General features: G+C 66.9%; 23 protein-coding genes and 2 pseudogenes. 9 read left to right on the forward strand and 16 right to left on the reverse strand.

The genetic code is table 11. From position 1 onward, the window contains the following. Nucleotides 1–522: 522 nt before the first annotated feature. Together ABD901_RS53230 and ABD901_RS53235 are read right to left on the reverse strand one after the other, a co-directional pair. On the reverse strand, nucleotides 523–1,560 hold the full coding sequence (locus ABD901_RS53230) for an IS110 family RNA-guided transposase (protein ID WP_345142495.1): 1,038 nt from the start codon (nucleotides 1,558–1,560) through the stop codon (nucleotides 523–525). Between the two features lie 135 nt (nucleotides 1,561–1,695). Beyond that, a complete protein-coding gene (locus ABD901_RS53235) occupies nucleotides 1,696–2,076 on the reverse strand; it encodes a winged helix-turn-helix transcriptional regulator (protein WP_345142498.1) in 381 nt (126 codons plus the stop codon). 90 nt (nucleotides 2,077–2,166) lie between these two features. Here ABD901_RS53235 and ABD901_RS53240 point away from each other — a divergent pair, with 90 nt between their 5' ends. From ABD901_RS53240 to ABD901_RS53250, 3 genes are all read left to right on the forward strand, one after another. Next, nucleotides 2,167–3,105 carry a zinc-binding dehydrogenase gene (locus ABD901_RS53240; protein WP_345142503.1) on the forward strand — a complete coding sequence of 313 codons (939 nt, stop codon included), beginning with the start codon at nucleotides 2,167–2,169 and terminating at the stop codon, nucleotides 3,103–3,105. A 36-nt stretch (nucleotides 3,106–3,141) separates the two neighbouring features. Next, on the forward strand, nucleotides 3,142–3,267 hold the full coding sequence (locus tag ABD901_RS53245; protein ID WP_345142506.1) for a hypothetical protein: 126 nt from the start codon (nucleotides 3,142–3,144) through the stop codon (nucleotides 3,265–3,267). Between the two features lie 402 nt (nucleotides 3,268–3,669). Beyond that, nucleotides 3,670–3,834: a hypothetical protein gene (locus ABD901_RS53250; RefSeq protein WP_345142509.1), complete on the forward strand. Its 165-nt coding sequence runs from the start codon at nucleotides 3,670–3,672 to the stop codon at nucleotides 3,832–3,834. Between the two features lie 73 nt (nucleotides 3,835–3,907). Here ABD901_RS53250 and ABD901_RS53255 read toward each other — a convergent pair whose 3' ends face one another. The 7 genes from ABD901_RS53255 to ABD901_RS53285 form a co-directional block, all read right to left on the reverse strand. Then, nucleotides 3,908–4,459 (reverse strand): GTP-binding protein, encoded by a 552-nt coding sequence (locus tag ABD901_RS53255; protein WP_345142512.1) that lies wholly within the window; start codon nucleotides 4,457–4,459, stop codon nucleotides 3,908–3,910. 19 nt (nucleotides 4,460–4,478) lie between these two features. Next, nucleotides 4,479–4,838, reverse strand: a complete 360-nt coding sequence (locus tag ABD901_RS53260; RefSeq protein ID WP_345142514.1) for a DUF742 domain-containing protein — start codon at nucleotides 4,836–4,838, stop codon at nucleotides 4,479–4,481. After that, nucleotides 4,828–5,265 carry a roadblock/LC7 domain-containing protein gene (locus tag ABD901_RS53265; protein WP_345142517.1) on the reverse strand — a complete coding sequence of 146 codons (438 nt, stop codon included), beginning with the start codon at nucleotides 5,263–5,265 and terminating at the stop codon, nucleotides 4,828–4,830. The genes ABD901_RS53260 and ABD901_RS53265 overlap by 11 nt, the downstream gene beginning before the upstream one ends. Next, nucleotides 5,262–7,562 (reverse strand): sensor histidine kinase, encoded by a 2,301-nt coding sequence (locus ABD901_RS53270; protein ID WP_345142520.1) that lies wholly within the window; start codon nucleotides 7,560–7,562, stop codon nucleotides 5,262–5,264. The genes ABD901_RS53265 and ABD901_RS53270 overlap by 4 nt, the downstream gene beginning before the upstream one ends. A gap of 428 nt (nucleotides 7,563–7,990) precedes the next feature. Beyond that, nucleotides 7,991–8,572, reverse strand: a complete 582-nt coding sequence (locus tag ABD901_RS53275) for a sigma-70 family RNA polymerase sigma factor (protein ID WP_345142522.1) — start codon at nucleotides 8,570–8,572, stop codon at nucleotides 7,991–7,993. Between the two features lie 794 nt (nucleotides 8,573–9,366). Continuing rightward, nucleotides 9,367–9,807, reverse strand: a complete 441-nt coding sequence (locus ABD901_RS53280) for a hypothetical protein (protein WP_345142525.1) — start codon at nucleotides 9,805–9,807, stop codon at nucleotides 9,367–9,369. A 185-nt stretch (nucleotides 9,808–9,992) separates the two neighbouring features. Further along, nucleotides 9,993–10,739 (reverse strand): response regulator, encoded by a 747-nt coding sequence (locus ABD901_RS53285; RefSeq protein WP_345142528.1) that lies wholly within the window; start codon nucleotides 10,737–10,739, stop codon nucleotides 9,993–9,995. A 172-nt stretch (nucleotides 10,740–10,911) separates the two neighbouring features. Here ABD901_RS53285 and ABD901_RS53290 point away from each other — a divergent pair, with 172 nt between their 5' ends. Beyond that, nucleotides 10,912–13,380 (forward strand): hybrid sensor histidine kinase/response regulator, encoded by a 2,469-nt coding sequence (locus ABD901_RS53290; RefSeq protein ID WP_345142531.1) that lies wholly within the window; start codon nucleotides 10,912–10,914, stop codon nucleotides 13,378–13,380. A gap of 41 nt (nucleotides 13,381–13,421) precedes the next feature. Here the strand turns inward: ABD901_RS53290 and ABD901_RS53295 are convergent, their stop codons facing one another. From ABD901_RS53295 to ABD901_RS53315, 5 genes and pseudogenes are all read right to left on the reverse strand, one after another. Beyond that, nucleotides 13,422–13,586, reverse strand: a complete 165-nt coding sequence (locus ABD901_RS53295) for a hypothetical protein (RefSeq protein ID WP_345142534.1) — start codon at nucleotides 13,584–13,586, stop codon at nucleotides 13,422–13,424. A gap of 1,144 nt (nucleotides 13,587–14,730) precedes the next feature. Then, the gene (locus ABD901_RS53300) at nucleotides 14,731–15,591 is read right to left on the reverse strand and encodes an amino acid ABC transporter permease (protein WP_345142537.1); all 861 of its coding nucleotides are present in this window, start codon (nucleotides 15,589–15,591) and stop codon (nucleotides 14,731–14,733) included. After that, entirely contained in the window at nucleotides 15,588–16,232 is a 645-nt protein-coding gene (locus tag ABD901_RS53305) for an amino acid ABC transporter permease (protein ID WP_345142540.1), read from the reverse strand. The genes ABD901_RS53300 and ABD901_RS53305 overlap by 4 nt, the downstream gene beginning before the upstream one ends. A gap of 10 nt (nucleotides 16,233–16,242) precedes the next feature. Next, a complete protein-coding gene (locus ABD901_RS53310; protein WP_345142543.1) occupies nucleotides 16,243–17,115 on the reverse strand; it encodes a glutamate ABC transporter substrate-binding protein in 873 nt (290 codons plus the stop codon). A 25-nt stretch (nucleotides 17,116–17,140) separates the two neighbouring features. Then, nucleotides 17,141–17,770, reverse strand: a pseudogene (locus tag ABD901_RS53315) (amino acid ABC transporter ATP-binding protein); the annotation flags it as partial. 62 nt (nucleotides 17,771–17,832) lie between these two features. On the opposite strand from ABD901_RS53315, the gene ABD901_RS53320 reads away from it, so the two are divergent. Continuing rightward, nucleotides 17,833–19,176, forward strand: a complete 1,344-nt coding sequence (locus ABD901_RS53320; protein ID WP_345142546.1) for an IS701 family transposase — start codon at nucleotides 17,833–17,835, stop codon at nucleotides 19,174–19,176. Nucleotides 19,177–20,087: 911 nt separating this feature from the next. Beyond that, nucleotides 20,088–20,399: a hypothetical protein gene (locus ABD901_RS53325; RefSeq protein ID WP_345142550.1), complete on the forward strand. Its 312-nt coding sequence runs from the start codon at nucleotides 20,088–20,090 to the stop codon at nucleotides 20,397–20,399. A gap of 14 nt (nucleotides 20,400–20,413) precedes the next feature. Here the strand turns inward: ABD901_RS53325 and ABD901_RS53330 are convergent, their stop codons facing one another. After that, nucleotides 20,414–21,163, reverse strand: a complete 750-nt coding sequence (locus ABD901_RS53330; protein WP_345142553.1) for an IclR family transcriptional regulator — start codon at nucleotides 21,161–21,163, stop codon at nucleotides 20,414–20,416. An 80-nt stretch (nucleotides 21,164–21,243) separates the two neighbouring features. On the opposite strand from ABD901_RS53330, the gene ABD901_RS53335 reads away from it, so the two are divergent. From ABD901_RS53335 to ABD901_RS53345, 3 genes are all read left to right on the forward strand, one after another. Then, nucleotides 21,244–21,993 carry an SDR family oxidoreductase gene (locus tag ABD901_RS53335; RefSeq protein WP_345142556.1) on the forward strand — a complete coding sequence of 250 codons (750 nt, stop codon included), beginning with the start codon at nucleotides 21,244–21,246 and terminating at the stop codon, nucleotides 21,991–21,993. 44 nt (nucleotides 21,994–22,037) lie between these two features. After that, complete coding sequence (locus tag ABD901_RS53340) at nucleotides 22,038–22,634, forward strand: hypothetical protein (protein WP_345142559.1); 597 nt, start codon at nucleotides 22,038–22,040, stop codon at nucleotides 22,632–22,634. A 713-nt stretch (nucleotides 22,635–23,347) separates the two neighbouring features. Further along, on the forward strand, nucleotides 23,348–24,802 hold the full coding sequence (locus ABD901_RS53345; protein ID WP_345142561.1) for an NAD-dependent malic enzyme: 1,455 nt from the start codon (nucleotides 23,348–23,350) through the stop codon (nucleotides 24,800–24,802). Here the strand turns inward: ABD901_RS53345 and ABD901_RS53350 are convergent. After that, nucleotides 24,787–24,973, reverse strand: a pseudogene (locus tag ABD901_RS53350) (hypothetical protein); the annotation flags it as partial. The gene ABD901_RS53345 and the pseudogene ABD901_RS53350 overlap by 16 nt on opposite strands. Nucleotides 24,974–25,012 lie beyond the last annotated feature (39 nt).

The raw sequence follows: 25,012 nt of genomic DNA on the forward strand, positions 1-25,012 counted from the left end.
CTCTCCGCCCTATGCAAACGACGGATCTCTGCCCAGTCCTCCACGGTCAACACCCTCCAAGATCATCAGAACGGAGGGGTCAATATTCAAAAATCCGCTGGGGGTCAGTCTTCAGGAAGCCGCGACAGGGGTCGGTCAAGTCCGACGGCCTGGGTGGGTCTGAGATTGTTTCTCCGTTTTGCGGCATGAGGTTTCAGGCAGGCGGATGTGCGGCGTCGGGGTCAAGGTTGGGCCGCAGGCCCACCCCGTAGGGGCTTGGCCTTGACGCCGACGTCGTGGACGCCATGCTGGCGACGCCGGAAGACGAATGCTTGCGGTGTGGACAGGTCGTTGTTCACCAGGGTCCGAGCGCTGTCGGAGGGCAGGCCGGGTTCGGCTGCCGGTCATCCATTCGCCCCGCGGATCGGGGGCATGGTGGTGTGCGACCGTGACCGGACGGGGTCAATCAAGCGGGCGGCCTCGCCGGCTGCAGCCGGGGGTCAGACACAGAACGACCGCGCGTCCGGTCACGTCCGAACCGGCTCACGCCGCCGCCTTCCGGGCTTGGGTGAGGGCGCGGATGTGCCCGTCACGCAGGCCGTAGAAGACGAGGGTGAGCAGTTTGCGGGCCACCGCGACGGTGGCGATGTTGCGGCCCCGGCGTTCGCCGATGCGGGTCCTGGTGGTGGCCAGCCAACCGGTGTGGGCAGCGCAGTGGGCGGCCTCGACGGCGGCCCACCGCACCAGCGTCGAGCCCTGCTTGGTGATCCGTCCACGATGGACCGTGGTATCGGACTCGCGGTGCCGTGGGGTGAGCCCGGCCCACGATGCCAGCTGCGCCGGCCCGGCGAACCGGTCGACCTCGCCGATCTCGGCGACGAAGACGGCCGCCAGGACCGGGCCGACACCGGGGATCGACTGGATCGCGGTGAACCCGCGATGCCCGACCAGCCGGGACCGCACGGGTTTGGTGAGCGCGTCGATCTCGAAGTCGACGGCGTCGATGAGCCGGCACAGCGAATCGACCCGGCCGCGGAACGCACCGTCCAACGCCGTAGCGGCGAGCAGCTCACGACCGCCCACGCCGAACAGGTCAGACACCGCAATATGCACGCCCTGCTTGGCCAGCACCCCGTGCACCGAGGCCTTCAATCCGCTGCGCAACGCCACCAGTTTCGCCCGATGCCGGACCAGCTCCCGCAGTTCACGGACTGCCGGCGGGGCGATCCACGCCTCCGGCAGCCGGCCCATCCGCAGCAGATCCGCCAGGTCGGCGGCGTCGCGGACGTCGTTCTTCACCCGCCGGTAGGCGAAGCCTTTCACGCCCAGCGGGTGCGCCAGATGCACCGCGGCGCCGGCCTCAGCCAGCACGTCCGCCGCCCAGTACCAGCCGTAGGTGGCCTCCAACACCACCTCCGGGCTCTCCCCGGCCTTCGCGATCTCCAGGCCGAGCGCGACCGGGTCGTTGTCGATCCGGACAGTCTCGAGCCGTTCCCCGGACTCGGTCATCCGCACCAGCACCGACCGGCGCCGGTGCAGATCCATCCCAACGAACTGCCGCCCGTCGTATCCTGCCTGCATGTGGGGCCTCCTTCGCCGTGCGACGTGAGCACCCCGAGCATCCCGCCGGGAGTCACGAGGAGCGAGGCCCCGCTCCTTCATGCCATCAAGTGGTCGGCAACAGAGAGGTCTCCAACTTCGTTTACAGTCCCCGACTCAGTCCCGGTTGGCTGACTCGTACGCGTTCCGTGCGGCGTTAATGTCGCCGATGTGCGTGTAGGCCCACGTGCGGAGCACGTCCATCGCCCCGCCGAGGCTCTGTCCGAGGGGAGTCAACGTGTATTCCACGGTAACGGGGACAGTGGGATGAACGGTGCGGATGATCAGTCCATCGCGCTCCAGACCACGCAAGGTCTGGGTGAGCACCTTCTGACTGATCCCTTCAATCTGTCGGCGTAGCTGGCTGAACCGCAGCGTCCCCTGTTGTAGGGCCAGCAGCACGAGCCCGGTCCACCGCTCGCCGACGCGGTCGAACACTTCTCGGGATGGGCACGACAGCTTGAACAGGTCGTACGTCTCAGGTGACTTGGTTTCCACGAGGTTCCTATACCACGAATTTGTGCCTTCTTCCCAGTCGAAACCACGATTTCGTACGTTGATTCCAACAACGATCAGGAGGAGCGACGCATGAAGGCATTGATCGCAACGGGAGATCCGGCCGCCGCGGTGGAGTTCGCTGACGTCGCAGAGCCGGCTGCCGACCCGACCGAGGTGGTAGTGGAGGTCGATGCGTTCTCAGTCAATCGCGGCGAGATCTTTGCCCTGGACGGCACATATGGCGCGCCCGCCGAACGCGGGTGGCTGCCTGGTCAGGACATTGCCGGTCGCGTCGTTCGGGCCGCTGCCGACGGTTCCGGCCCCACGGTGGGCCAGCGAGTGGTCGGTCATCCGGACGCAGGTGGATGGGCTGAGCGCGTCGCGGTGCCCGTCAGTCGGCTCGGCGTACTTCCCGATGGTGTCAGTGCCGTCGATGCCGCAACGCTACCGCTGGCCGGCCTCACTGCGCTGCGCCTACTGCGCGAGGCAGGCCCGGTGGTCGGACGCCGCATTCTGCTCACCGGCGCCTCCGGCGGCGTCGGCCATTTCGTAACGGAGCTCGCGACGCAGTCCGGAGCGGAGGTCACGGCGGTGACGGCGTCCCCGCAGCGGGGCCAGCAGCTTGCGGCCTTGGGTGCCGCGCAAGTCGTTCAGGACCTCGGTGACGCGTCCGGCCAGTTCGACATCGTGCTCGAGTCGGTCGGTGGCGAGACGTTCACTGCGGCCCTCTCGCGGCTCGCCCCGGGCGGCACCGTTCTGTGGTTCGGCCAAGCCAGCCTCACCCCGGTGACGCTGAGCTTCTTCGACCTCTTAGCGGTCACCCCCGTGACGGTCAAGCATTTCCCGCATTGGATCTCCACTACGTCGGACGGCGAGGACCTCGGGAGGCTGGTGCGGCTGGTCGCCTCCGGTCGTCTGCACCCCGAGATCGGCCGTACCGCCGACTGGACCGAGACCGCTACCGTCCTCGACGATCTCGCTCACCGGCGTATTCGCGGTAACGCCGTCCTCACGGTCACAGCCCGCTGACGGAGAAATCATGGTCCTGACGCTTGGCGCGGCCAGATGAAGTACCAGATCGTCATCGCCGGTTCCGGCACCTGCGTCGACGACCGCATTGGCTCGCTGCTCGGCTCGCCGTGCTCGGCGGGGGCCGCTCAGTACGTCATCATCGAGCGGCACGGAGCTTAGCCTCGATCTACCGACCAAACGGTGACGTTGTGAGATGAGAGGGCATGAGGAATGCCCTGTCGGGTGGCCGGGGGGAGTCTCACCCTCCGGCTCCCATAGATCCCGGTGTGAACCTCTCGGGCTCACCGGGTTCTTGTCATCCTGATCACCAGTCAGTTGTGAGCGAGGCGACGCATGCGCAGTGGGCGAACAGTCCACGCCGCTTCGCGACGGTTCTCGTCCAGTGCTGGAGGGCCTTCTTCTTGCTGCGCAGCCGTCTGTCACCAAGCGACGCTGCGCCGCGCCGGACGGCAACGCAACGTCGACACCCGCGCCGAGGCAATCAGGGCCGCGCCGCGCAGCGACCAGCTCGCCGCACTCCCCGCGGTCGAGCTGGCATTCGGGCACACCGTCACAGCCCTGGTGCGGGTCTTGGCCGAGCTGTCCCGGCAGATCGAAGCCCTCGAAGGTGAGCTGGTCGCCCATTTTCACCGGCACCCGGACGCCGAGATCCTGCGGTCCCAGCCCGGTCTGGGACCGATCCTCTCCGCCCGGTGCTCGCCGAGTTCGGAGACGACCCAGCCGTGATCGTCAGATCGATCCGCAATGTGCAGCGCGACGCCCGGCAGGCTGGACGTGTGTGCCCTCGTCTAGCCACCGATCAGCTGGCCTGCATGCGCGACATCGCATGCCGGACCAGTCCAATCAATGCCTGTTTGCTGGACGACCGATCTCGGGCGTCGCACCACAACAGTGGAACGGATGCAGCCACCTCCAATGCCGAGCGGATCTCATTCAGGGTGTACTGGCACTGGCCGTCGAACCGGTTGACCGCGACGACGAAAGGGATGCCTCGTCGCTCAAAGTAGTCGACGGCGGGGAAACTGGTGTCTAGCCGTCTCGTGTCGACCAGCACTATCGCGCCGATAGCGCCCTGTGTTAGATCATCCCATATGAACCAAAATCGGTTTTGTCCCGGGGTGCCGAAGAGGTAGAGCACAACGTCTGGACTGATGGTGATACGACCGAAATCCAGGGCGACCGTCGTGTTCGCCTTGCCTTCCACGCCTGTCACGTCATCCACCCCGACGCTCGCCTGGGTGAGGACTTCTTCGGTAGTCAGCGGCTGAATCTCGCTGACTGATCCGATCAAGGTGGTCTTGCCGGTGCCGAAACCGCCCGCCACGACGACCTTGACCGCTTTGCGATCCACGTATGTCAGTCCTTTGTGATTAGAGTCTTTCGAGACCAGCAAGAACCGCTTCCAGCAAGGGGAGGGCAATCTTGTGCTCGGCCGGAGCTCCAATGTCTAGATACTGTTGATCGAGAAGCACCTCAACCATTACTTTCGTGATGGCAAGCGGCAGGCGTAGATAGGCGGAAATCTCGGCTATCGAAATCCAGACGCCGCAAATACTGACGATCTCCTGGTATTCTGGTTCAAGTCGCTTAATGTCGGCCGGGCGGGCGATGACCGATGTAGCTAGGTCCAGGTTGATGTTCCGTGGACTCGTCCGGCCATTGAGGAGGACGTATAGCGGGACAAGTTCTGCTGCCGCTCCTTCATCACCGTCCCACATGTCATACGCCATGGCCTGTGCTGGGTCGGAGGTTTGCTGCTGGCACAGCCGAGCGGGCCTCGGTGCCGAGGTATTCGCCAATGCGGGTTACCATGCGACGCATCTCGTACGCGACCGTTCCCATGTCGACAGCCTGCTCGCACATCACCGCCAAGCGCGCGTTCGGCCCAGCAGCGGCGGTGAACAGGATTTGATCGGTGTACTCGATGACGACCTGATCCAGGGCGCCAGTGTCGAGGCGTTTGCCGGTCCCTGCGGCGACGCTGTACATGGACGATGCACCAGCGGCCAGGATCTCGGCGGCCTCCTGCGCCAGGGACGTGGATTTCTGGACGATCATTCCGTCGGTGGACAGTACAAGTGCGTGGGTGACGTGTTCAATCTGTACAAGGTCATTCAGCATCCACGTCAGATCATTTTGGGGGGTTGATGTGGTCACGCGATCCTGCCTTGATCAGCTCTTGTATGTGTTGTGTCATTGGTTGCTGCGTGATCGGTGGTGCGGGCCTGCTGGTAGCGCGAATACCGGTCCCGAGCCTCCTCCGGCGATATCCCGGACGATGGTGCCCCAGTGTTCGAATTTTCGCCCGGCAAGCTGTCATCACGCAGTGCCGGCATGATGTGTTGCTGTGGTTGCCGGCGCGGCAGGTCAGGGCGGGTAGCCGGGCGCGTGCCGGCCGAGTCGGTACTGACGGCATGAGTAACCGTGGACTCTGGGCCCTCTGATGCGTCGGGTTTGCCGTTGGGTGGAGTATCGCTCATCATGCTGCTCGCAAAGTCGGATTGTCGGCCTCTTTCGGCGCGGGTATCGCCTCGCGTCGAGACCGATCCGTTCGCGGCAGTCACGACCGCTGTCGCGGCGTGACGCGGATCGTGGCGACGGGCGGTGCCGTGCCTGGATACTGCGGCCGCGGTCCTGGAGTGGTGGGAGCTGGCGACCGCGAGCGTACTGTCAGGCTCAGGGGACTCGGCGGCGATGAGGTGGTCAGGTACGAGCACGACTGCCGACAGCCCGCCGTATGCCGATCTGCGAAGACTCACCTGGATGCCCTCGCGCCGGGCCAGTTCGGCCACAACGAACAGACCGACCTGTGCCCCGTCCTTGAGCTCCTTGATATCCGGCGGACGCGCGGTGGCCAGGAACTCGTTAACGCGGTCCACGGCCTCCGGAGCCATTCCAAGGCCAGCGTCTTCGATCTCCACTGCCACGCCGTGATGGATCTCAATGCAAGTTACCCAGACCGTGGTTTCAGGATTGGAGAACACCAGCGCGTTGTCGAGTAGCTCAGCCAAGAGATGGATGGTCGCGGTGATCGTCGACCCCACCAGCGCCACGTCATCGGGTGCGTTGCGAAGCGAGATTCGCTTGTAGTCTCGCGTCTCGGAGATAGCCGACAACAGCACCCGTCGCAGTGGCACCGGATTGTTGAATCGTCGGCCGATCTGCCCGCCAGCTAGGATGACCAGGTTCTCAAGGAATCGCCGGATCTGAGTGAACTGATGATTGACGTCGAACAGCTGCGGTAGCAGCTTCTCGTCGCTGCTGCGCTCTAGCTCCTTGATGACCTTGAGGCCGTGCTGCAGCGGGCGCTGGGGGCGGCGGGCGACGCCCATCAGCATTGCGAGCCCGGCCGCCCGGGCTCTCGCCTCGTCCGCGGCGGCGCCCGCAGCGGCATGTAGTGACCGGTTGATGACCGCTGCGACCTGACCGATCTCGTCGCTGCCGTAGTCTCGAGGCGGAAGCTCGACCGCGAGATCGACCGGTTCGCCCTGACGCAGGCGATCCATCATCGCTGGTAGTCGCTGATCGACAATCGTGGCAGCGTCTTCGCCCAACCTCGTCAGGCGGACGGCGAGCGCCTGGTCGACCAGCACTCGCGATGAGCGGACTGCCCACACGATTGCGGCGATTGCTATGAACAGCGCGATCAAGCTTCCGAGCGATGCAGTCAGCAACTGGTTGTTGCCGGTGTGCAGCGTCTGGGCCGAAACCTGGTCGGCTTCCATAATGGTCAAGTTGATCAGCTCGTCGGAGACCTGGCCAGTCACCGCCTGCCAGCGGGCCACGTCAACGGGCAAACCGCGAGGCACGCCGTTGCGCCACGCACCGTTGGCGATGACCGAGTCCTCCGCGCCGACGAGTTGCTTCCACGAGTCGCTCGCCATGATGCGCTCGTACCGCTGACGTACGTTCGGCTGTAGGTGTGGAGCGACGTTAGTCAGAACGAAATGATAGGTGCCAACCTGGCTCACGAACGCGAGGTAGTCCTCATCACCGAGCGCGCGAGCCCGGAACGCCGCCTCAATCGTCGACCCCGCCCGGGACATAAGGTCGCCGGCCCGCCACACGTCGGTTGCCGCGATTCCCTCCTGGGTGCCCGTGGCATCGGGCACCATCCGAGCCTGAGCATCAAAGAGCGCGGTAGCGGCATCGAGCAGCCCGTTGAAGAAATCGTGGGCATACTGCACGCCAGCAGACTTGGCGTCGATCGTCCTTCGTGCGCCCGGAAGTCGGTCCAGGTACTCAGTCACCGTTTTCCATCGTGTCATGATGGATTGCGGAGCGTTGGCCAGCCCTGCATCCGCGACAATGCGCAGTTCGGACAGCCGCTGATCGGTCTGTTGCCGTTGCTCTAGCAGCTCCCGCATGTCTTTCGACGGTTGACTGAGGTAGGCGACAGTCAGTCGCCGCTCCTGCTGGATTGACGCCAACGCGGAAACCGCCGGAATCGACACCTGGCGGACTCCGTTGGCAACCTCCCGGTTATAGAAGCCTTGAAATACAAGGTACGAGGATGCCGCGAGCCACAAAACAAGGGCGACGATACTGGGGAAAAGTACCAGCCGAATGATGCGCCGCTTGATGGACCGCTGCCGACCACTGTGCCGACCCGGTGTCCTCGGTCGATCACGGTTGTCCGAATCGGGCTGTTTGCTCGCGGGATCGGCCTGTTGTTGCCCCAACTCTTATCCAATCCTGGGTAGCCGATGAGGAGCCAGCAGGCGATTGCAGCTGGCCTATACCGATGCAAGTCAGTGCCAACCATGCCGGCTGCCGCACTACCCACTTGGCGCAGTCGGTGCAGGTAGTGCGTTGCCGTGGTCGGACCGCGGAGTCGAGGTCGGCCGCGGCCAGGTTTGAGTGGGGCCACTGTGGCGGCCGGTCATCGTCGTTGCTCCATCGCCTTGGCTAGCGTGGCGATCCCCCGCGCGGTGTGCGACTTGACGGCACCCACGGAGATGCCCATGGCGGCGGCGATCTCACTCTCGCGCAGGCCGAGCCAGTGGCGTAGCACGAGTGCTTCGCGCTGGCGTAGGGCTAGCCGGCGCAGCGCGTCGATGAGGACGCGCTGGTCGTCCTGCATCATGGCGATGCTTTCCGCCGATGCCACCGTCGGCGGGTTGGTGATCGACTCGGTGTGCTTTCGGACCACCTGCATGCGGCGAAGCCGCATGCAGGTGAGGTTGCGAACCACCGAGCGAAGGTAGGGCAGCGCCGCTTCAGGGTCGCGCAGTTGCTGCCAGCGACGGTAGAGCTGGCAGTATGCCTCGGCGACAATGTTCTCCGCGTCGTCGGCTCCGAGGAACGCCGCGAGTCGAAGCAGGGCCGTGTAGTGCAGGTCGAAGAGGCTGGCGAGGGCGGCTCCTCGGTCTACGTCGTGCACGTTGGTTACTCTCGGGTCCGGATCGGTTCTGGACGCACGTGTGGCCCAGGGGCTTGCGGATTGGCGACGGAGTTCGGTCATGTGGGCTGTCCAGGGTCAATGTCACATGGCTTGAGTTGATCTTGGCGGGTTGTCGTGGCGCGGTTGGGGATGTGTCCGGCGTTAGGGTTCCGTGGGTGGTCGACCGGGCGGGGTTGAGTTGGGTCGCCGGCTCGGATTTCGTTGGGGCGTCGTCGGTGTCGTGGTGCGAGGTGGGTGGTGGGGCAGGGCGTGCGAGGTTGCCGCCGCACGTGATGTTGTATTCGTGTGGCGTTAGCGTTGTTTGCTGATGGGAATTACCGGAGTCCGCGGCGCGATTGGCGGAGACGTTGGTTGCCAGACCGAGAAAAGCTCGCCGGTGTCGTCGGAGCAGCACGACATAGTCACAGGGCAAGCTCCACGCTTGTAGCGGTGGGACGCGGTCACTCGAGCTGCCGCGCGATCCCCCCATCGCTTGGTGGGCAAGGCGACTACGACCGGAATGACGCCAGCTGCCTGGCTAGGGTCCGCCTACGACGCTGGAAGCGGCCGTAAATAGGCGAGTTCCGGTGCCTGTGTTCGGAAGGTAGGTACCGGAACCGGCGCTGTTACCAGCGCGCTCGTGCACTCTATGCATGGTGGCTCCGTTGTCGATGGTCCACACCGCGCAACCGTGTCGAGCGCGGCCGACAATATGCGGTCTGGGCTGCTCTGATTGTGCTCACGCTAACACTGACCATTCCTACTTGACAAGGAAAGCCCGACCATGCGTTGCGCGCATGTATTGTCGAAATTGGTCGACAATATGGTGGGGAGTCGCGCGGCAACCCGACAGTCGCCTGGGGCGCCGAGGCGGCTCAGACGAGCCGGACCAGCACCTTCGAGGTCTCCGACAATGCCGTGCCGTCCTTGAGTAGCACGGTGGCCTCGCCGGCCAGGATGGCTCGAGCGGCGGCGTGGGCGTCGATAGGGTCGGACCTGCTGTTCTGTGGATGGTGCGGCGGTCGGACCGGGCCGACGCGCTCGGGTACCGCGTGGTGACGGCGACTGGTTCGGGCCGGTTCGCAGTTGAGGATGAGCTGCGCGCGTTGGAGACACTCGTGATGATTGCGGGTGGATGGACTGGCGATCGGCAGTGGGCTGCTGCCGGCCGCGCAGATTCTGCCCTTCGTTGAGCGGCACCGACCGTCGTGGCCGGTCGGCCGGAGACTGAGGAGAACCTCACGAGCATCTACTGTGACGAGCGGGAGGGCGGCGCAGCGCTCGCCGACCATATCGCCGACCTCGGTCATCGGCATGTCGCAGTGGTCACTCTGCGCAAGAGTGAGTCGTTGACCTCGGCTCATCGGACGGCGGCGACGGTGCAAGCGCTGCGGCGACGTGGTGTTGAAATGGCACGCGTCATTGGTCGTGGCATCGGATGCGGCTGACCGGTGGGTCGATCAGATCCTTGACCGTCCTGGCCCCGAAGCCCAGCTACAACTCACGTCTTCATTGGATCAATGCCGGGCGGTGGCACGGAACCCGCAGCAAGACTATCGGTCGTAGACGGGGCGCCGAACGGGTTGCCCCTCAAGCGGTAGCGGTGTTGGGGCCGGCCTCGGCTGCCGTATGCGAGAGTTCGCTGAGCCTGGCCGGCAGACACGAGATGTTCGAGGTAGCGTCCGGCCGTTGGCCGGCTGATGTTGAGCCGCTGCGCCGCCTCCTGCGCGGAGTGCTCACCGCCGTCCTGGAGGATCTGGTGGACCAGCCGCAGCGTCTCCGCCGTCATGTTCTTGGGCAGATCGTCGGAGCCGTCATGGATGACGCGGAACAGTGCGTCGATCTCGTCCTGACTCGCGGCGTGCGGCGCGGACAAGCGCTGGTCTAGCTGACGATACCGGTGCAGCAGCCGGCTGAGGTCGTCGAGCCGTACGGGCTTGACGAGATAGTGCAGGGCGCCGCTCTGCATGGCGGCGCGGACGGTCATCAGGTCCCGGCGGCCGGTGATGACGATGACGTCGAGGTCGCGGTGGTCGCGACGGAGCCGGGCGGCGAGGTCGAGTCCGTTGGCGTCGGGCAGGTGCAGGTCGAGCAGTACCAAACGCGGCCGGTGATGGCGGGCGGCCTGGCGGGCCTCGGCGGCGGAGCCGACGACCGCATCGACCCGGAAGCCGGGTACGTGTCGTACGAACCGGGCGAGGGTGGCGGCGACGATCGGGTCGTCGTCCACGACGAGTGTGGAAAGCATGGTCGCCTACCTCCCACTGGCGCAAACGGACAGTGCTGGCCGCGCGAACCTATCTGACCGGCCTCTGTTTGCGCCACGCGCCGGCGTGCCACAGTAGCGCGATATGGCGCTCCGTATGGTCACTCGGGTCCCCAGCGGGCGTGGCCAACACGCTGGCGTAGGACGTTGGGCGGTGGGCCTCCTCGCGGTCCTCTACCTCAGCTTCGGGGCGGTTCCCTTGGCGCTCCTGGCCCATTTCGCCTCGTCCCTGGCGAGCGACGCCGTCAGTGACCAGGTTCGGCATCGCCTGACGACCACAGCCGCGACTAGCGCGGTCGTGGTGGAGCAGCGCCTGTCGTCGCTCACCGAGTTGATCGCCGCCACCGCCAATGACAGCGTCCTGGCCACTGCCGTAGCCAGCTTGGGTGGCGCGACCGGGGAGCTGCTGCGGCAGCGGCTCCGGATCGTGGTGTCCCAACCCGGTATCACCGAAGCCCTCATCACCGACCTGGCCGGCCGGACCCTCGCAAGCGAGCCGGACACCCAGTACTTCACCGACGTCAGCCGCACCGACTGGTTCGTCGGCGCGCGGTCTCGGAGCGGCCCATTCGTGTCGGCGGCCTACGTCCCGACGTTCCCGGACGCTCGCCGCGCGGTGGCGGTCGTCGCGCCGATCCGCGACTCGGCCCGCACGACGGTGGCGCTGCTCGCTGTCGCGTACAGCCTCGACGCACTCCAGGACTTCGCCGGCAGGATTGCCACCGCACAGGGCATCGAGCTGTTGATAACCGATCAGACGGGCGTGGTGGTGGCCCGGCCCGACAGGGACGTGTCGTTGATCGTCTCCATGATCGAGGACCGTCGGGTGTCGATGGCGCTGGCAGGGAAGTCGGCATATGTGCGCGAGCAAACCCCGCTGGGTTGGCAGCTGTCGGCGACCGAGCCGGTGGCCCGATTGGGCTGGACGGTCACCGCCACTGTCGATGAACACCGTGCGCTGTCCCCGGCGCGCCAAATCAGATCGGCGGTCCTAACGGTCAGCGGAATCCTCGCCGGGGTACTCCTGGCCGGGCTGGGTCTGCAGATCTGGTTGGCGGCCATGCGCCGGCGCGCCGAGCGTCGACTGCAGCAAGCCCGGGACGAGGCGGTCCGCGTCTCGGAGTTCAAGTCGCGGTTTCTGGCCACGGTCAGCCATGAGATCCGTACGCCGATGAACGGGATCCTCGGGCTCACCCGGCTGCTGCGCGACACCCGGCTGGACGAGGAGCAGCGCCGCTACACCGACGCGACAGCGGGTGCGGCTGAAGGGCTCCTGGCAGTGGTCAACGATCTGCTCGACCTGTCCAGGATCGAGGCCGGCCGGTTCAGCCTTGCGGTGGCGCCGTTCGACATTCGCAGGCTGTGCCGGGAGGCGGTCGAACTGCTCGAGCCGCGTGCCCGGAGCCAAGGCCTCGCGGTGGACACGACAGTCGACGGCAACGTCCCCGAGCGGCTCGTCGGCGACGCGACCAGGATCCGGCAGGTGCTGTTGAACCTCGTCGGCAATGCGGTCAAGTTCACGCCGGCGGGCCGGGTCAGCCTGTCGGTCAGCGCCGAGGCCGTGGGCGGCGAGGGGCCGGTGTGGGTCACGTTCTCGGTGCAGGACACCGGACTTGGACTCACGGACGAGCAGCGTGCCCATGTGTTCGACCGCTTCGTCCGCGATGCCGACGAACGCCTGGAAGGCGCCGGCCTTGGGCTGACGATCAGCAACGAACTGGTGGCTCTCATGGATGGCCAGATCGGCCTGGAGAGCGTGCCCGGCGTCGGCAGCCGGTTCTGGTTCCGGCTGGCGTTGGATGGCACTCATCCGGCGATTGCGGATCCCCCGACACCGTTGCCGATCGACAGCATCGAGCCAGTGCCCGCAGGCCAGTTCGGTCGCGTGCTCGTCGCCGATGACGACGACGTCAACCGCCTCGTCGCCCGGATGGTGCTGCGCCGTGCGGGGTTCAAGGTGGATGTGGTCGGCAGCGGCGCTGAGGCGATCGCCGCCGCGCGGGCTCGCCGGTACGACATAGTTCTGCTGGACCTGCACATGCCCGGTCTCGACGGTATGGCGGTCAGCCGAGCGATTCGTTCGCAGGGGCCACCCGACTCGCGGGTGCCGCTCGTGGCGATGACGGCATCGGCGACCGCGGCGGACCGGGAGCGCTGTCTGGCCGCGGGCATGGACGGGTTCGCGGCCAAGCCGATCGACTGGGAACATCTCGTCACCGAACTCCGGCTGCGGGTGTGGCGCGGCGATGGGACGCTGTCGGCCGATGAAGCAACCGAACTTTGCTGGGATGAGCAGGCGCTCACCGACCTGCGCCGGTGCGGCGCGCTCGACGAAGCGGTCGAAACGTTCGCGGCAACCGCACCGGTATCGGCCGAGCGGATCGCCGCAGCCATCGGGAGCGGCGACGTGGCATCGGCCGCCGAGTTGGCGCACCGGCTTGCCGGCTCCGCCGCCACCGTCGGGGCAGCCGGACTCGCCCGGCGTTGCGCCCGGCTCTCCGACCGGGTCCAGGAGCAGGACCGGCAGCCCGACGAACGGCTGGTGGCCGAGGCCGCCGCGCTCGGCCAGGCGGTCGCACAGGCGCTGACCGCGCTGGATGCGCACCGCCTGCCGACCGCCTGACCGCATCACCGCCGGGTGCCGGTTACCCAGCCTGCGTCTCGTCACGCGGGCTTGGCCAGGTAGTCGGGTTTTCGATTGTTCAGTTCGGGGCCGAGGGCGGTGTTGGGCGTGGTGTGGTGGTTGCGCCAGCGGATGTAGACGCCGATCACGGCGTCCTGCTCGGCGTGGGTGCGATGGTCGGTATGGTTGAGGGCGAAGCAGCGCATCGAACCGTTCGTCTCAAGCGATTACGTTGGGGTGTTGGCTTCGTCAATGCCGCGTGACGTGGTGGACGTGGCGGTGGTGGCGGCAAGGCGGAGGCCGCGGCGGTCGGGTGGAAGTTGCCGCCGCACGTGATGGTGTATTGAACCGCCCCGGGCTTGGTGGTGGGGCAATCGAGCCTTAGGAGAAGATCGAGTCCCCACCACCAAGCCCGGGGCGGCTCACAGTGCCGTATGGCTCCATCGTTTGCCATGGTCGGACTGCGGAATGAGGTCGGCCGGGTGGTGGGGCCACCACGGCTGCTGGTCATCGTCATGGCGCCATCACCTTGGTCAGCGTGGCGATCCCCCGCGCGGTGTGCGACTTGACGGCCCCGACGGAGATGCCATCGCGTTGGCGGTCTCACTCTCCCGCATGTCGAGCCAGTGGCGTAGAACAAGCGCTTTGCCCTGGCGTCCGGTAGTCGACGCGGCTCCTCGAGGAGAACACGTTGCTCGTCTTGGACCATGGCGATGGTTTCTGCTGACGCCAACGCAATCGAGTCAGTGATCGGCTCGGTATGCTTTCTGGCCACCTGCAGATGGCGAAGCCTCATCCGGGTAAGGTTGCGCACCACCGAGCGGGAGATAGGCCGGCGCCGCGTCTGGGCCACGTAGCCACTGCCATCGGTAGTAGAGCTGGCAGTACGCCTCGGCGACGATGTTCTCCGCGTCGTCGGCGCCGAGGCGTACCGCCTGTCTGAGCAGGGCGGTGTAGTGCAGGTCGAAAGGACAGCGAGAGCCGGTTCCCGATCCAGGTTGTGCACGTCCGCTACGGTCGCGTCCGGATCGTTTCGGGACGCACATGTTACCCACGGACGCGCGGATGGGCGGCCGAGTTCGGTCGCGGTGGGGGTTGTCCAGGGTCAATGTCACCCAGCTCGGGCGAACTTGGCTTGGGTGGTGTTTGTGGGGCGGTTGGTGTGCGTCCGGCGTTCGGCGTGCGGTTGTCCGCCGGACGGTCCGCTGTCAGCGGACGTCGGAATAGCGCCGAGGGCGAGAGCGACGGCGGGCCGCAGGAGCCGGCGGCGATGACCGTTCTACGAGATTCGGGTCATGGAACTCCTTCCGTCATGGTGCGAGGGTGTAGGGGTGTGCACTGACAAGGCCGTCATCGGGTCACCGCTGGCACAGTCGCTAGTTCGACCCCAGCGCGGGCGACCGTGTGCAGGCCATACCGTCGCCGCTGGCGCCGCTCCAAGAGCCGCGCAAGACCCGACAGCGCAAGGTTGACGAGCATGAAGAGCACGGCGGCCACCATGAGCGCCTGCAACGCCGATCGGGTGAAATACTGGCCGACGATCGTGGCACTGCGCAGCAGCTCGACGTATCCGCCCAGCACGTAGGCCAGCGCGGTGCCCTTGAGCAGGATGACGAGCTGACTGACCAGGGCCGGGCTCATGGCGCGGATCGCCTGGGGCAGAATCACCAGCCGCATCGCCGTGAATGGGCTGAAGCCGAGGGCAAGGGCGCCCTCCGACTGTCCACGCGGCAACGCGAGGACGCCCGCTCGAACGATGTCGGCGATGACCGCCATGTTGTACACGGTGAGGGCGAGGGTCAGGAACCAGAAGTCCGACAAGCGCAGCCCGTAGGCGGGCAGCACGAGCGACGTGAAATAGAGCAGCAGTAGCAATGGCACGCTGCGAAAGAACTCGGTGAGCACGCGGGCCGGCCAGCGGATGGCCCGCGTGGGGGCGAGCAGCGCAAGCGCGAGCAGGATCCCGAGGCTGAGCGACAGCATCATGCCGGCTGCGGCAGCGCGAACGTTGTTGAGCAGCCCCTCACCCAGCAGGCGCCACAGGCCGGGTTCGGTGAAGGGCTCCCAGGCTCGTGTGCTGAGCTCACCGTGTGCGGCGAGCCGAGCGACCGCGACCCACCCCAGTATGACCAGGAGCGCGTACCCGCCGACTTCCAGGACGGCGGTGCGCCGGCGGGCCTGCGGCCCGACCACGTCGTGCAGCAGGTTCATCGTTGGAACGCCACCTTCTTCTCGAGGTATCCGACGCCCACCCCGAGGATCAGCCCCAGCAGCAGGTAGACGACTACGGCAGCGGCGAAGACGACGAACGTCTGCGCTTCCTTGGTCGCGATTTCGTCCGAGACATACGCGAGCTCGGCGACGCCGACGACCGCGGCGACCGAGGTGTTCTTCATCATCGTGATCAGCACGTTGCCCAGTGGTTGCACGACGGATGCGAACGCTTGCGGCAATGCGATGTGGCGCAGCACCCGCCCGGGACCGAAACCGAGTGCCCGGGCTGCCTCCAGCTCACCGCGGGCTACGGTGTTGATGCCGCCGGTGAGGGTTTCGGCGACGAACGCCGCGGTGTACAGCACCAGGGCGATGACCGCTGAGGCGAACAGCGGATAGATGATCCCCACGAGCGGAAGACCGAACACGAACAGCACCATCTGCACCGGTAGTGGGACGTTGCGAAACATCGCCACGTAGCCCGCCGCCGTGATGCGGGCCGGTCGGACCGCGCTCATCCGGAGCGCGGCCACGACCGTTCCCAGCACGAGGGCTCCGATCCAGGACAGTATGGTCAGCAGCACTGTCGCGCCGGCCGCCTGCCCGATCTCCCCCGCGTGCTTCCACAGGACGTCCACGACGCGGTCGCTACAGGGCGATCTTCGGCGGCGCCGGCGTGCGGTGCGTTGCCGTGCCGACCGTGGCCTGGTACGCCTTCAGCCATTCGCCGCTGGCGAAGATTTTGCTGAGGAAGTCGTTGAGGTAGTCGTGCAGCGCGCTGTCGTCCTTGGGGAAGCCGATGGCGTTCTCCTCCCCGGCCAGGTAGCCATCCACCATCTGAAATGCGTCCGGGTTCTGCGCAACGATGCCGAGCAGGATTGCCTCGCCGGTGACGACCGCGTCGACCCGCTTCTCCTTCAACGCCTGGGCACAGTTGCTGTAAGTTCCGAACTTGACGATCTGCGCCTTCGGCTGGATGGTCGGCAGTAGGTCGGCGGACTTGGCGCCGGTTACGGTGCAGACCTGCCGGTCGGCGAGGTCGGCCGCGCCCTTGATCGCCGCCTCCCCCTTGCGCACCATGATGGACACACCGGTGTCGTAGTAGGGGCCCGCGAAGCCGACCTGTTTCCTGCGCTCCTCGCTGACGGCGTAGGTGGCAACGACGATGTCGACCTTGCCCTGCTGGATGAACGCCTCTCGGTTCGCGGTCACCGTCTCGATGTACTCGATGTTCTGGTCGCTACCCGTGATGTCCTTGGCGATCATCTTGGCGATCTCGATGTCGAAGCCCTCGATCTTGCCGGACACCGGGTTCTTCAGCCCGAACAGCGGCTGGTCGAACTTCACTCCGACGATGAGCTTGCCGCGCTGCTGGATCTTGTCCATGGTGGTGCCGGCGGCGAACGTCTCGCTGGGCCGTGCGGCGGTGCCGGTGTCGGACTTGCCGCATCCGGTGGCGCTGGCCGCGAGGATGAAGGCGACAACGGCGAATAGGGCCGCTGCGCGGATGTTGTGGCGCATGGTGGCTCCGCTCCAATCGAGAGAGTCAGTAGGCTGAAGTAAGAAACTGTCGGGCGCGGGCGGTGGACGGATTGGTGAAGAACGTCTCGGGTGTGGCGGTCTCGACGACTGTCCCGATGTCCATGAACACGACGCGGTCGGCGCACTCCCGTGCGAAACCCATCTCATGGGTCACGACGAGCATCGTGGTGCCGGACTGTGCCAGCTCCCGCATGGCCGCCAGCACTTCCCGCGTCATCTCAGGGTCGAGCGCTGAGGTCGGCTCGTCGAATAGCAGGACCTTGGGCTGCATGGCCAACGCACGAGCGATTGCCACGCGCTGGCTCTGCCCGCCGGAAAGCTCAGCCGGGTAGGCCCGCGCCTTGCCAGCGATCCCGACCCGCTCGAGCAGGTCGAGCGCCCGTTGCTCGGCGACCCCTTTGGCCAGCCCGAGAATCCGGCGGGGTGCCAGCGTCACATTGTCGAGCACCGTCTTGTGGGCGAACAGGTTGAACGACTGAAACACCATGCCGACCTCGGCGCGGAACCGGTACAGCGCACGCCCCTCCACGGGCTGGGGAAGCCCATCGACGACAATCTCGCCAGAGTCGAGGGTCTCCAACCGGTTGATGCACCGGCACAACGTGGACTTCCCCGAGCCCGACGGGCCTAGTAGTGCTTTGTTAGGTGCGGCGTGTCGTGGGGTCGCTGGGGCGGTGCGGGTAGTTTCATGCCTTGGTGACCCCTGACGAGCTTTCGGTTGTGCGGCAACGCTTGGAGGCGTTCGCGGCGGAGGTGTTCGCGCCGTTGTCCCGGTCGGATCAGCGGGTCAAGGGTGTGACGTATCTGCGTGGGCTGTTGCTGGATGGGCGGCGTAAGTCGATGCAGCCGATGGCGGAACGTCTTGGGGTCGATCATCAGGGGTTGCAGCAGTTCGTGACGACCTCGACCTGGGACACCGCTGCGGTGCGAGCGCGGCTGGCCGCTCGGGCGGTCGAGCTGATCGAGCCGGTCGCGTGGGCGATCGATGACACCGGGTTCCCGAAGGACGGCACCGGCTCGCCCGGCGTGGCCCGGCAGTACTCGGGCACCCTCGGGAAGGTCGCGAACTGCCAGATCGGGGTCAGTGTCCACGCGGTCACCGACACGGCGTCGTGTCCCCTCGATTGGCGGTTGTTCCTGCCGGAGTCGTGGGACGTGACCAAAGCCGGACCGGCGGCGGTGAAGGCGGCCAAGGCCCAGCAGCGCAAGCGGTTGACGAACGCCCCGCGGGCCGCGGCACCGGCCGCGCCCACCGCCGTCGAGGTCGATGTCGAGGCGGTGACCGAGGCGGCGCGACGGCGGCGCAGCAAGTCCGCGGTTCCACAGGGTGAGGGCCACCGTCCGAAGTGGATGCTGGCGATCGAGATGATTGACGGGCTCGCTGGGCACGGGTTACGGCCACCGCTGGTGGCCGCGGACTCCGGATACGGCGACAGCGGCCCGTTCCGGGCCGCGCTCGACGAACGTGACATCGCCTACAACGTCCAGGTCAAAGGCGAGACCCTCGCCCACCCCGCCGACGCGACACCGGCGCCGCGCGCACCCTCCGGGCGCGGCCGGCCACCGTCCCGCACCCGCCCGGACTACCCCTACGACGCGCTCAGCGTCGCCCAGCACATCCAGAACGCCGGCCGCGCCGTGACGGTCACCGTCTCCTGGCGCGAGGGCAGCAAAGGCACCCTCACCTCACAGTTCGTGTTCCTGCGCGTCCGCCCGGCCGGGCACCGCATCACCCCCGACCCCGACGGCAGCCTGCCCGAACGATGGCTGATCGCCGAATGGCCCGACGACCAGCCCGAACCCGTCACCTACTGGCTGTCCAGCCAACCCGCCGACACCACCCCCGCCGACCTGATCCGCACCGCCAAAATCCGCTGGCGGATCGAACACGACTACCGCGAACTCAAAACCGGCCTCGGCCTGGACCACTTCGAAGGCCGCTCCTGGACCGGCTGGCACCGCCACGTCACCCTCGTCACCGCCGCGCACCTGTTCATCACCATGCTTCGGCACGACCCAAAAGCGGATGCGCCGGCCTGACCCTCTACAAGGTCATCCGCGAACTGCAACAGCTGCTCGCGACCTGGACCGGCGCATGCCCCACCTGCCATAGACCACTGAAACGGTCACGCCGCTACAGACATCGACAAACCTAACAAAGCACTACTAGGACCACGACGACCTCGCCCTGCCCGACTGTCAGGTCCACAGACCGGAGCGCGTACAGTTCGCCGAATCGCTTGGTCGCCGCCCGAACCTCGACCAACCCCTGCGGCTGACCATCGTTGAAGGCGGAAAGCGTCGACCCATCCGTCGGCATGTCACTCCCTGGCGTCTAGGTTCCAGTGGGTACTGCCAGGAAAGTTAGCCACCGGCGGACGCTGTGGGAACGTGGCTGGACCGCATATCCACGCGCGAAATGCACGTAATCCACAAGGCCCGTAGCGGGTAGGAACCGGCCCGTTCTGCGGATCCCGCCCACGATGACCCACGTCGCCGTCCATACCGAGACGCTGGGCGGTGACGCCGTGCGTTGGCTGGTGCCCGTCGACGGCAACCGTGAGGTAGGTGTCGACAGGTCGCAGGTGAACTGCCTCCCCACCGCGCGCACGGCCGGGGACGCGCTTGGCAACCGGCACGTCCCCAGCCCCAAGTCACATCTGAGGCAGTCCAGGCCTGCCTCCGCGCGGCCACTGTGACGCCGGTCGGCGCTCACCCGAGCGGGTGCTGCTGCGTTCGGCGGTCACCGCCTGCTCCGCGAGCGCCTTCGGAGATCAGGCGGCTGCTCGGTGGCCAGTCCCATTCCGCTCGTACCGCCGGCTACCACAGCGACGGCGTTGTCGAACCGTGTCATGCCGGCGTCCCTTCGGTCGGTGCGGTGAGGTGGTCGAGCAGCCAGTCGACGGCCGGGGTAGGCACTCGGGCTGGGCGTTGCCGAGCAGGTGGTCGCCGTGGTCGACGCACCGGTACTCGCCACGGGACGCCAGCCGGACCAGCGGCTCGCCGTTCGTCACGCCCGGGATGACGTCCTGCCCGCCGTCCAGGACCAGCAACGGCGTCGCGAGCCGCGGTGCGAGTCCGTCGAGGTCGATCTGGCCGGCGAAGCGGCGGGCTGCTTCGCCGCTGCCGGCGCGCTGGGCAAGCCGTTACGCGAACGGCGGCCGAACGGTCGGATCGGCCGGCCGGTCTGGATGGACCTGTACGCGGCGGATGGGCCGCTCGTCGCTGTGTGCATCCGGCGTCTCAACGCACCAACGTTGTAGTGCATTACGAATCGTTACGGACCTGGGGCCAGCCGGGACTCGATTAACTGGGCGACGACCTGGGCCGCGTGGGCAGCGCGAGGTGGGTCGAAGGACTCGGTGGGTCCGCTGAGGGTCACCGCACCCACCGGTCGTGTGCGTTGGCGGATGGGTACGGCGACACCGGCCAGGCCGGTCTGGAACTCGCCACGATCGATAGCGTAGCCACGGCGTCTGATCGCGTGCAGCTCGCTCAGCAGGAGTGGGCGGTTGGTGATGGTCGATGGCGTTCGGGCGATGAGGGCGGTTCGGTCGAGGATGTTGTCGACCACCTCGGGAGGGCTGAACGCGAGCAGGGCCTTGCCTGCGCCTGTGCAGTGCGGTGGGAAGCGTCCGGCGACGCGGGTATCGAGTCGGGGACGATGTCTGGCATCGATCTTGAGCAGGTAGATCACGGTGTCGCCGTCCAGAACGGCGAGCTGAACTGTCCAGCCAAGCGCGCCGTGCAGGTCGAGTAAGTACGGGCCTGCGACGTCGAGAAGGGTGAGGCCGGCCTGAGCGGCCTGAGTACCGAGCTCGAAGAGCCGCAACCCCAGGCGCAGGCCCGCAGGTCCTTCGGCGAGCATGCGCTCCGCGACGAGCCTTGCGACGATCCGGTTGCATGTCGCTTGAGGCAATCCGGTTGATCGGGCGAGGTCGCGGCGATTGGTGATGTCGGCCTCCGCGACGGCGTCGAGCAGCGCCAAGAGCCGACCGATCATCGAGGACGGCGCGTTGCGACTCATTGAGTGATTCTCGCATCGCGTGGGCGTCGGTCCGACCCATAGGGTCACGGCCCGACACGCTTCACCACAGGAGGATCGACATGCAGGCACCTGGCGTCTACGTCATCACCGGTGGCACCCGCGGTATCGGCGCGGGCGTGGCCCGAGAACTGGCTGGGGTGCCGGGGCGGGCGCTCGTGTTGGGATACCGCAGCAACCACGAGCGTGCACGTGATGTGGTCGCCGAGCTCGACCGTCCGGAAAGCCCGGTCCGGGCGGTGCCATGCGATGTCAGCGACCCAGCACAGGTGAGCGATCTGTTCGCCGCCGCTGACGAGATGGGCAGTCTGATCGCGATGGTCAACAACGCGGGCATCCTCGAACAGCAGTGCACCTTCGACCAGATCGGACCCGACCGGTGGTCCCGGATCCTCGGCGTCAACGTCATCGGTCTCGCGTGCTGTTGCCGTGAAGCGGTGGTCCGGATGCGCGGCAGCCATCTTCCGAATCGCGCGATCGTCAACATCTCGTCCAAGGCAGCGGTGCTCGGATCGCCTAATGAGTACGTCGACTACGCCGCCAGTAAGGCCGCGGTAGATACCCTCACGCGCGGTCTCGCGCTCGAGGTCGCCCCCCACGGTATACGCGTCAACAGCGTCCGGCCTGGGATCATCGACACCGAGATGCACGCCACTGGCGGCGACCCGGACCGAGCCCGGCGCCTCGGCCCGCAGCAGCCCCTCGGCCGAGCCGGCACGGTCAAGGACGTTGCACGCGCCGTGACCTGGTTGCTGTCGCCGGATGCCGCATTCGTCACTGGTACGACGCTTGACGTGACTGGCGGACGCTGACCAGCGGTGACTGGCCGTCATCGCCCGCCGGAGAGACACGAACGATGATGAACTCGGACGCCGCCACGCTGGTCAGCGTTGTTGGCACGACGCTGAACGCGATCTATGCCTGGCCTCAGGTCACCAGGGCGCTCGGCAGCGTGGCAGGTGTCTCGCTGGGCACGGTGCTTGTCGGCTACATGTCCCGACTCGCCTGGGCTTGCTACGCGCTAGTTCGCCACGACCTTGGCCTGCTGGCTGGGCAGATTCCACCACTCGCGGCTCTTCTCGTGCTGATGGTGATCTTGATTTGTAAACGACCGACGCTGCGGGTTCGGGTGCTGATCTCATTCGGGCTGCTCAGCGTCGCGATCCTCAGCGTGGCCCACAATGTCCCGCTACTGACCGGCGTAGCCGTCACCACCGCAGCGCTCGCCGCCGTGCCGCAGCTGCTCACCCCGCGAACGGACGAGGGCGTGGCCGGGGTGTCGGCGCGCACATACGTTCTTGCTGCCGCCGCAAGCGCCTTCTGGCTCACCTACGGGCTCCTTGCCGGGGACCCAATGATTTGCCTGCCTCACGCCGTGGCCCTTCCGACCAGTACCCTCGTCGCCATCCGGACCGCACGCATGCGCAGACGCACGACGCCAAGTCCGGAATGATGACGCTATGGCCTTAGAATTCCTACCAGAAGTGATCTATAGCCTTTCGTCCTTTGTGGATGATGATCGCGGATGTCGATCCGTGAGGCGCCGTGAGCAGCCGCAGTGGATCGTGCCCGACGGGCTGCGGCAGCGCATAGAACCATTGCTGCCCAGGCCTGTGCGCAATCCTCGGCGTCCCCGGGGATCAGGCCTGCACCAAAGTAGTCGCGGCAGACGATCCGGAACGCGCTGAGGTCTTGAACGACCATCCCCCTACAAGGCCGCGTACGGAGACGGTCCGGTCAACGCCGATACCCCGAGATCTGCGCCGTCGCCGCTGGAACCCGCTTCCAGGCCAGGGCGAGCGCGGCGGCGGTCACCACGGTCGTGGCCCAACCACGTCGCAGCGCCAGTTCCTGTACCGATGTTCCTCAACCCGGACTTGTGGGCCAAGCGAACCAGTTGCGCGGCCCCTCAGGGTCACCTGCGGGAACTGGACAGCTGGGCGCAGCACGAACCGCATCTGTGCGCGTTCGCCACCCTAGCCGGGCTGCCACACGAGGCATGGCAGGCGAATTTCGCTCGTGTGAGGCGGCTGCACCCGCGGCATGTCCAGGAGGGGCCACGGTGCAATCGGATTGCGGCCTCGTTCGGGTCACGCTGGCAGTGAGGTAGTTCATGGTGGCACCGGCCACCGCCGGACGGGTGATTGCCAGGGTGAAAATGGTGGTGTGACACCTGCCGCACACAGACTGCCCAGCGCCGGGTTTTCCATCACCATCCGTGTCTCCGTCCGCGCCGACGCCTCCGCGATCGGCCGCCTGACCACCTCGGTCGGCGAGTCGGGCGGCATCGTCACCGCGGTCGACGTCGTCGACTCCGACAGCAACAACGTCGTGGTCGACCTGACATGCGACACCGCCGACTCCTCACACGCCGAACAGGTCGTCGCCGGCCTCGAGAAGCTCGACGGCGTCGACGTTCGCAAGGTCTCCGACCGCACGTTCCTGCTGCACCTCGGCGGCAAGATCGAGGTGGCGCCGAAGGTCGCACTCCGCAACCGCGACGAGCTGTCCCGCGCCTACACCCCCGGCGTGGCCCGGGTGTGCCTGGCCATCGCCGAGAACCCCGACGACGCCCGCCGGCTCACGATCAAGCGCAACACCGTCGCCGTGGTCACCGACGGCTCCGCGGTGCTCGGCCTGGGCAACATCGGGCCGTATGCCGCAATGCCCGTCATGGAGGGCAAGGCCGCCCTGTTCAAGCGCTTCGGCGGGGTGGACGCCTGGCCGGTCGTGCTCGACACGCAGGACACCGACCAGATCATCTCGATCGTGAAGGCGATCGCGCCGGCCTACGGCGGCATCAACCTCGAGGACATCGCCGCGCCCCGCTGCTTCGAGATCGAGGAGCGCCTGCGCGACCAGCTGGACATCCCCGTGTTCCACGACGACCAGCACGGCACCGCGATCTGCGTGCTCGCCGCGCTCACCAACGCCCTGCGCGTCGTCGGCAAGCCGATCGGCCAGGTCCGGGTCGTGGTCAGCGGCGCCGGCGCGGCCGGTACCGCGATCATGAAGCTCCTGCTGCGCCAGGGCGTCGGCGACGTGATCGCCACGGACCGCCCCGGCGCGCTGCACCGCGGCATGACCGGGCTCTCGGCCAGCTGGCAGTGGCTGACCGAGCACACCAACAAGGACAACTACTCGGGCAACCTGCCCGGCGCGCTGCGCGGTGCCGACGTCTTCATCGGGGTGAGCGCCCCCAACCTGCTCACCGGCGCCGACATCGCCACGATGGCGCCCGGCGCGATCGTGTTCGCGCTGGCCAACCCCGACCCCGAGGTCGACCCGCGGGAGGCCCGCGAGCACGCCGCGATCGTCGCCACCGGCCGCTCCGACCAGCCCAACCAGATCAACAACGTGCTCGCGTTCCCGGGCGTGTTCCGCGGCATGCTCGACGCGCAGGCGCGCGAGTTCACCGACGCGATGGCCCTGGCCGCCGCGCAGGCGATCGCCGACACGGTCGGCGAGGACAAGCTCAACCCGACCGTGATCGTGCCCAGCGTGTTCGACGCGCGGGTCGCGCCGGCCGTGGCCGCCGCCGTACGGGCTGCCGCGAAGGGCCCGCAGCGCGACTCGATGCCCGACCGCGTGTTCCGCGAGGCGGCTCAGACCCAGGAGTAGGGTGGCGCCAGCTGGCGGATGGCCTGTGCGTCGACGTCGCCGTGGGCGACGATGACCGCAGGCCCCCACTGCAGTACTGAGCCGGCCGCCGAGCACGTCGACCACCACCACACCGCCCTCCAGCCCGGCGTGGTGCAGCGCCACCGCGGCGACCGCGCACGCGCCGGAGCCGCCCCGGCATCACAACCGCGGAGTTAGTCACGGCGAAAC

The sequence above is a fragment of the Dactylosporangium darangshiense genome, from assembly GCF_039537565.1.
Taxonomy (GTDB): Bacteria; Actinomycetota; Actinomycetes; order Mycobacteriales; family Micromonosporaceae; genus Dactylosporangium; species Dactylosporangium darangshiense.

Coding starts and splice junctions, on each gene's coding strand:
- ABD901_RS53230 (WP_345142495.1), bottom strand. CDS start 1,560: ATGCAGGCAGGATACGACGGGCGGCAGTTCGTTGGGATGGATCTGCAC.
- ABD901_RS53240 (WP_345142503.1), top strand. CDS start 2,167: ATGAAGGCATTGATCGCAACGGGAGATCCGGCCGCCGCGGTGGAGTTC.
- ABD901_RS53245 (WP_345142506.1), top strand. CDS start 3,142: ATGAAGTACCAGATCGTCATCGCCGGTTCCGGCACCTGCGTCGACGAC.
- ABD901_RS53260 (WP_345142514.1), bottom strand. CDS start 4,838: ATGGCGTATGACATGTGGGACGGTGATGAAGGAGCGGCAGCAGAACTT.
- ABD901_RS53275 (WP_345142522.1), bottom strand. CDS start 8,572: ATGACCGAACTCCGTCGCCAATCCGCAAGCCCCTGGGCCACACGTGCG.
- ABD901_RS53280 (WP_345142525.1), bottom strand. CDS start 9,807: ATGCCGATGACCGAGGTCGGCGATATGGTCGGCGAGCGCTGCGCCGCC.
- ABD901_RS53285 (WP_345142528.1), bottom strand. CDS start 10,739: ATGCTTTCCACACTCGTCGTGGACGACGACCCGATCGTCGCCGCCACC.
- ABD901_RS53295 (WP_345142534.1), bottom strand. CDS start 13,586: ATGCGCTGCTTCGCCCTCAACCATACCGACCATCGCACCCACGCCGAG.
- ABD901_RS53300 (WP_345142537.1), bottom strand. CDS start 15,591: ATGAACCTGCTGCACGACGTGGTCGGGCCGCAGGCCCGCCGGCGCACC.
- ABD901_RS53310 (WP_345142543.1), bottom strand. CDS start 17,115: ATGCGCCACAACATCCGCGCAGCGGCCCTATTCGCCGTTGTCGCCTTC.
- ABD901_RS53330 (WP_345142553.1), bottom strand. CDS start 21,163: ATGAGTCGCAACGCGCCGTCCTCGATGATCGGTCGGCTCTTGGCGCTG.
- ABD901_RS53335 (WP_345142556.1), top strand. CDS start 21,244: ATGCAGGCACCTGGCGTCTACGTCATCACCGGTGGCACCCGCGGTATC.
- ABD901_RS53340 (WP_345142559.1), top strand. CDS start 22,038: ATGATGAACTCGGACGCCGCCACGCTGGTCAGCGTTGTTGGCACGACG.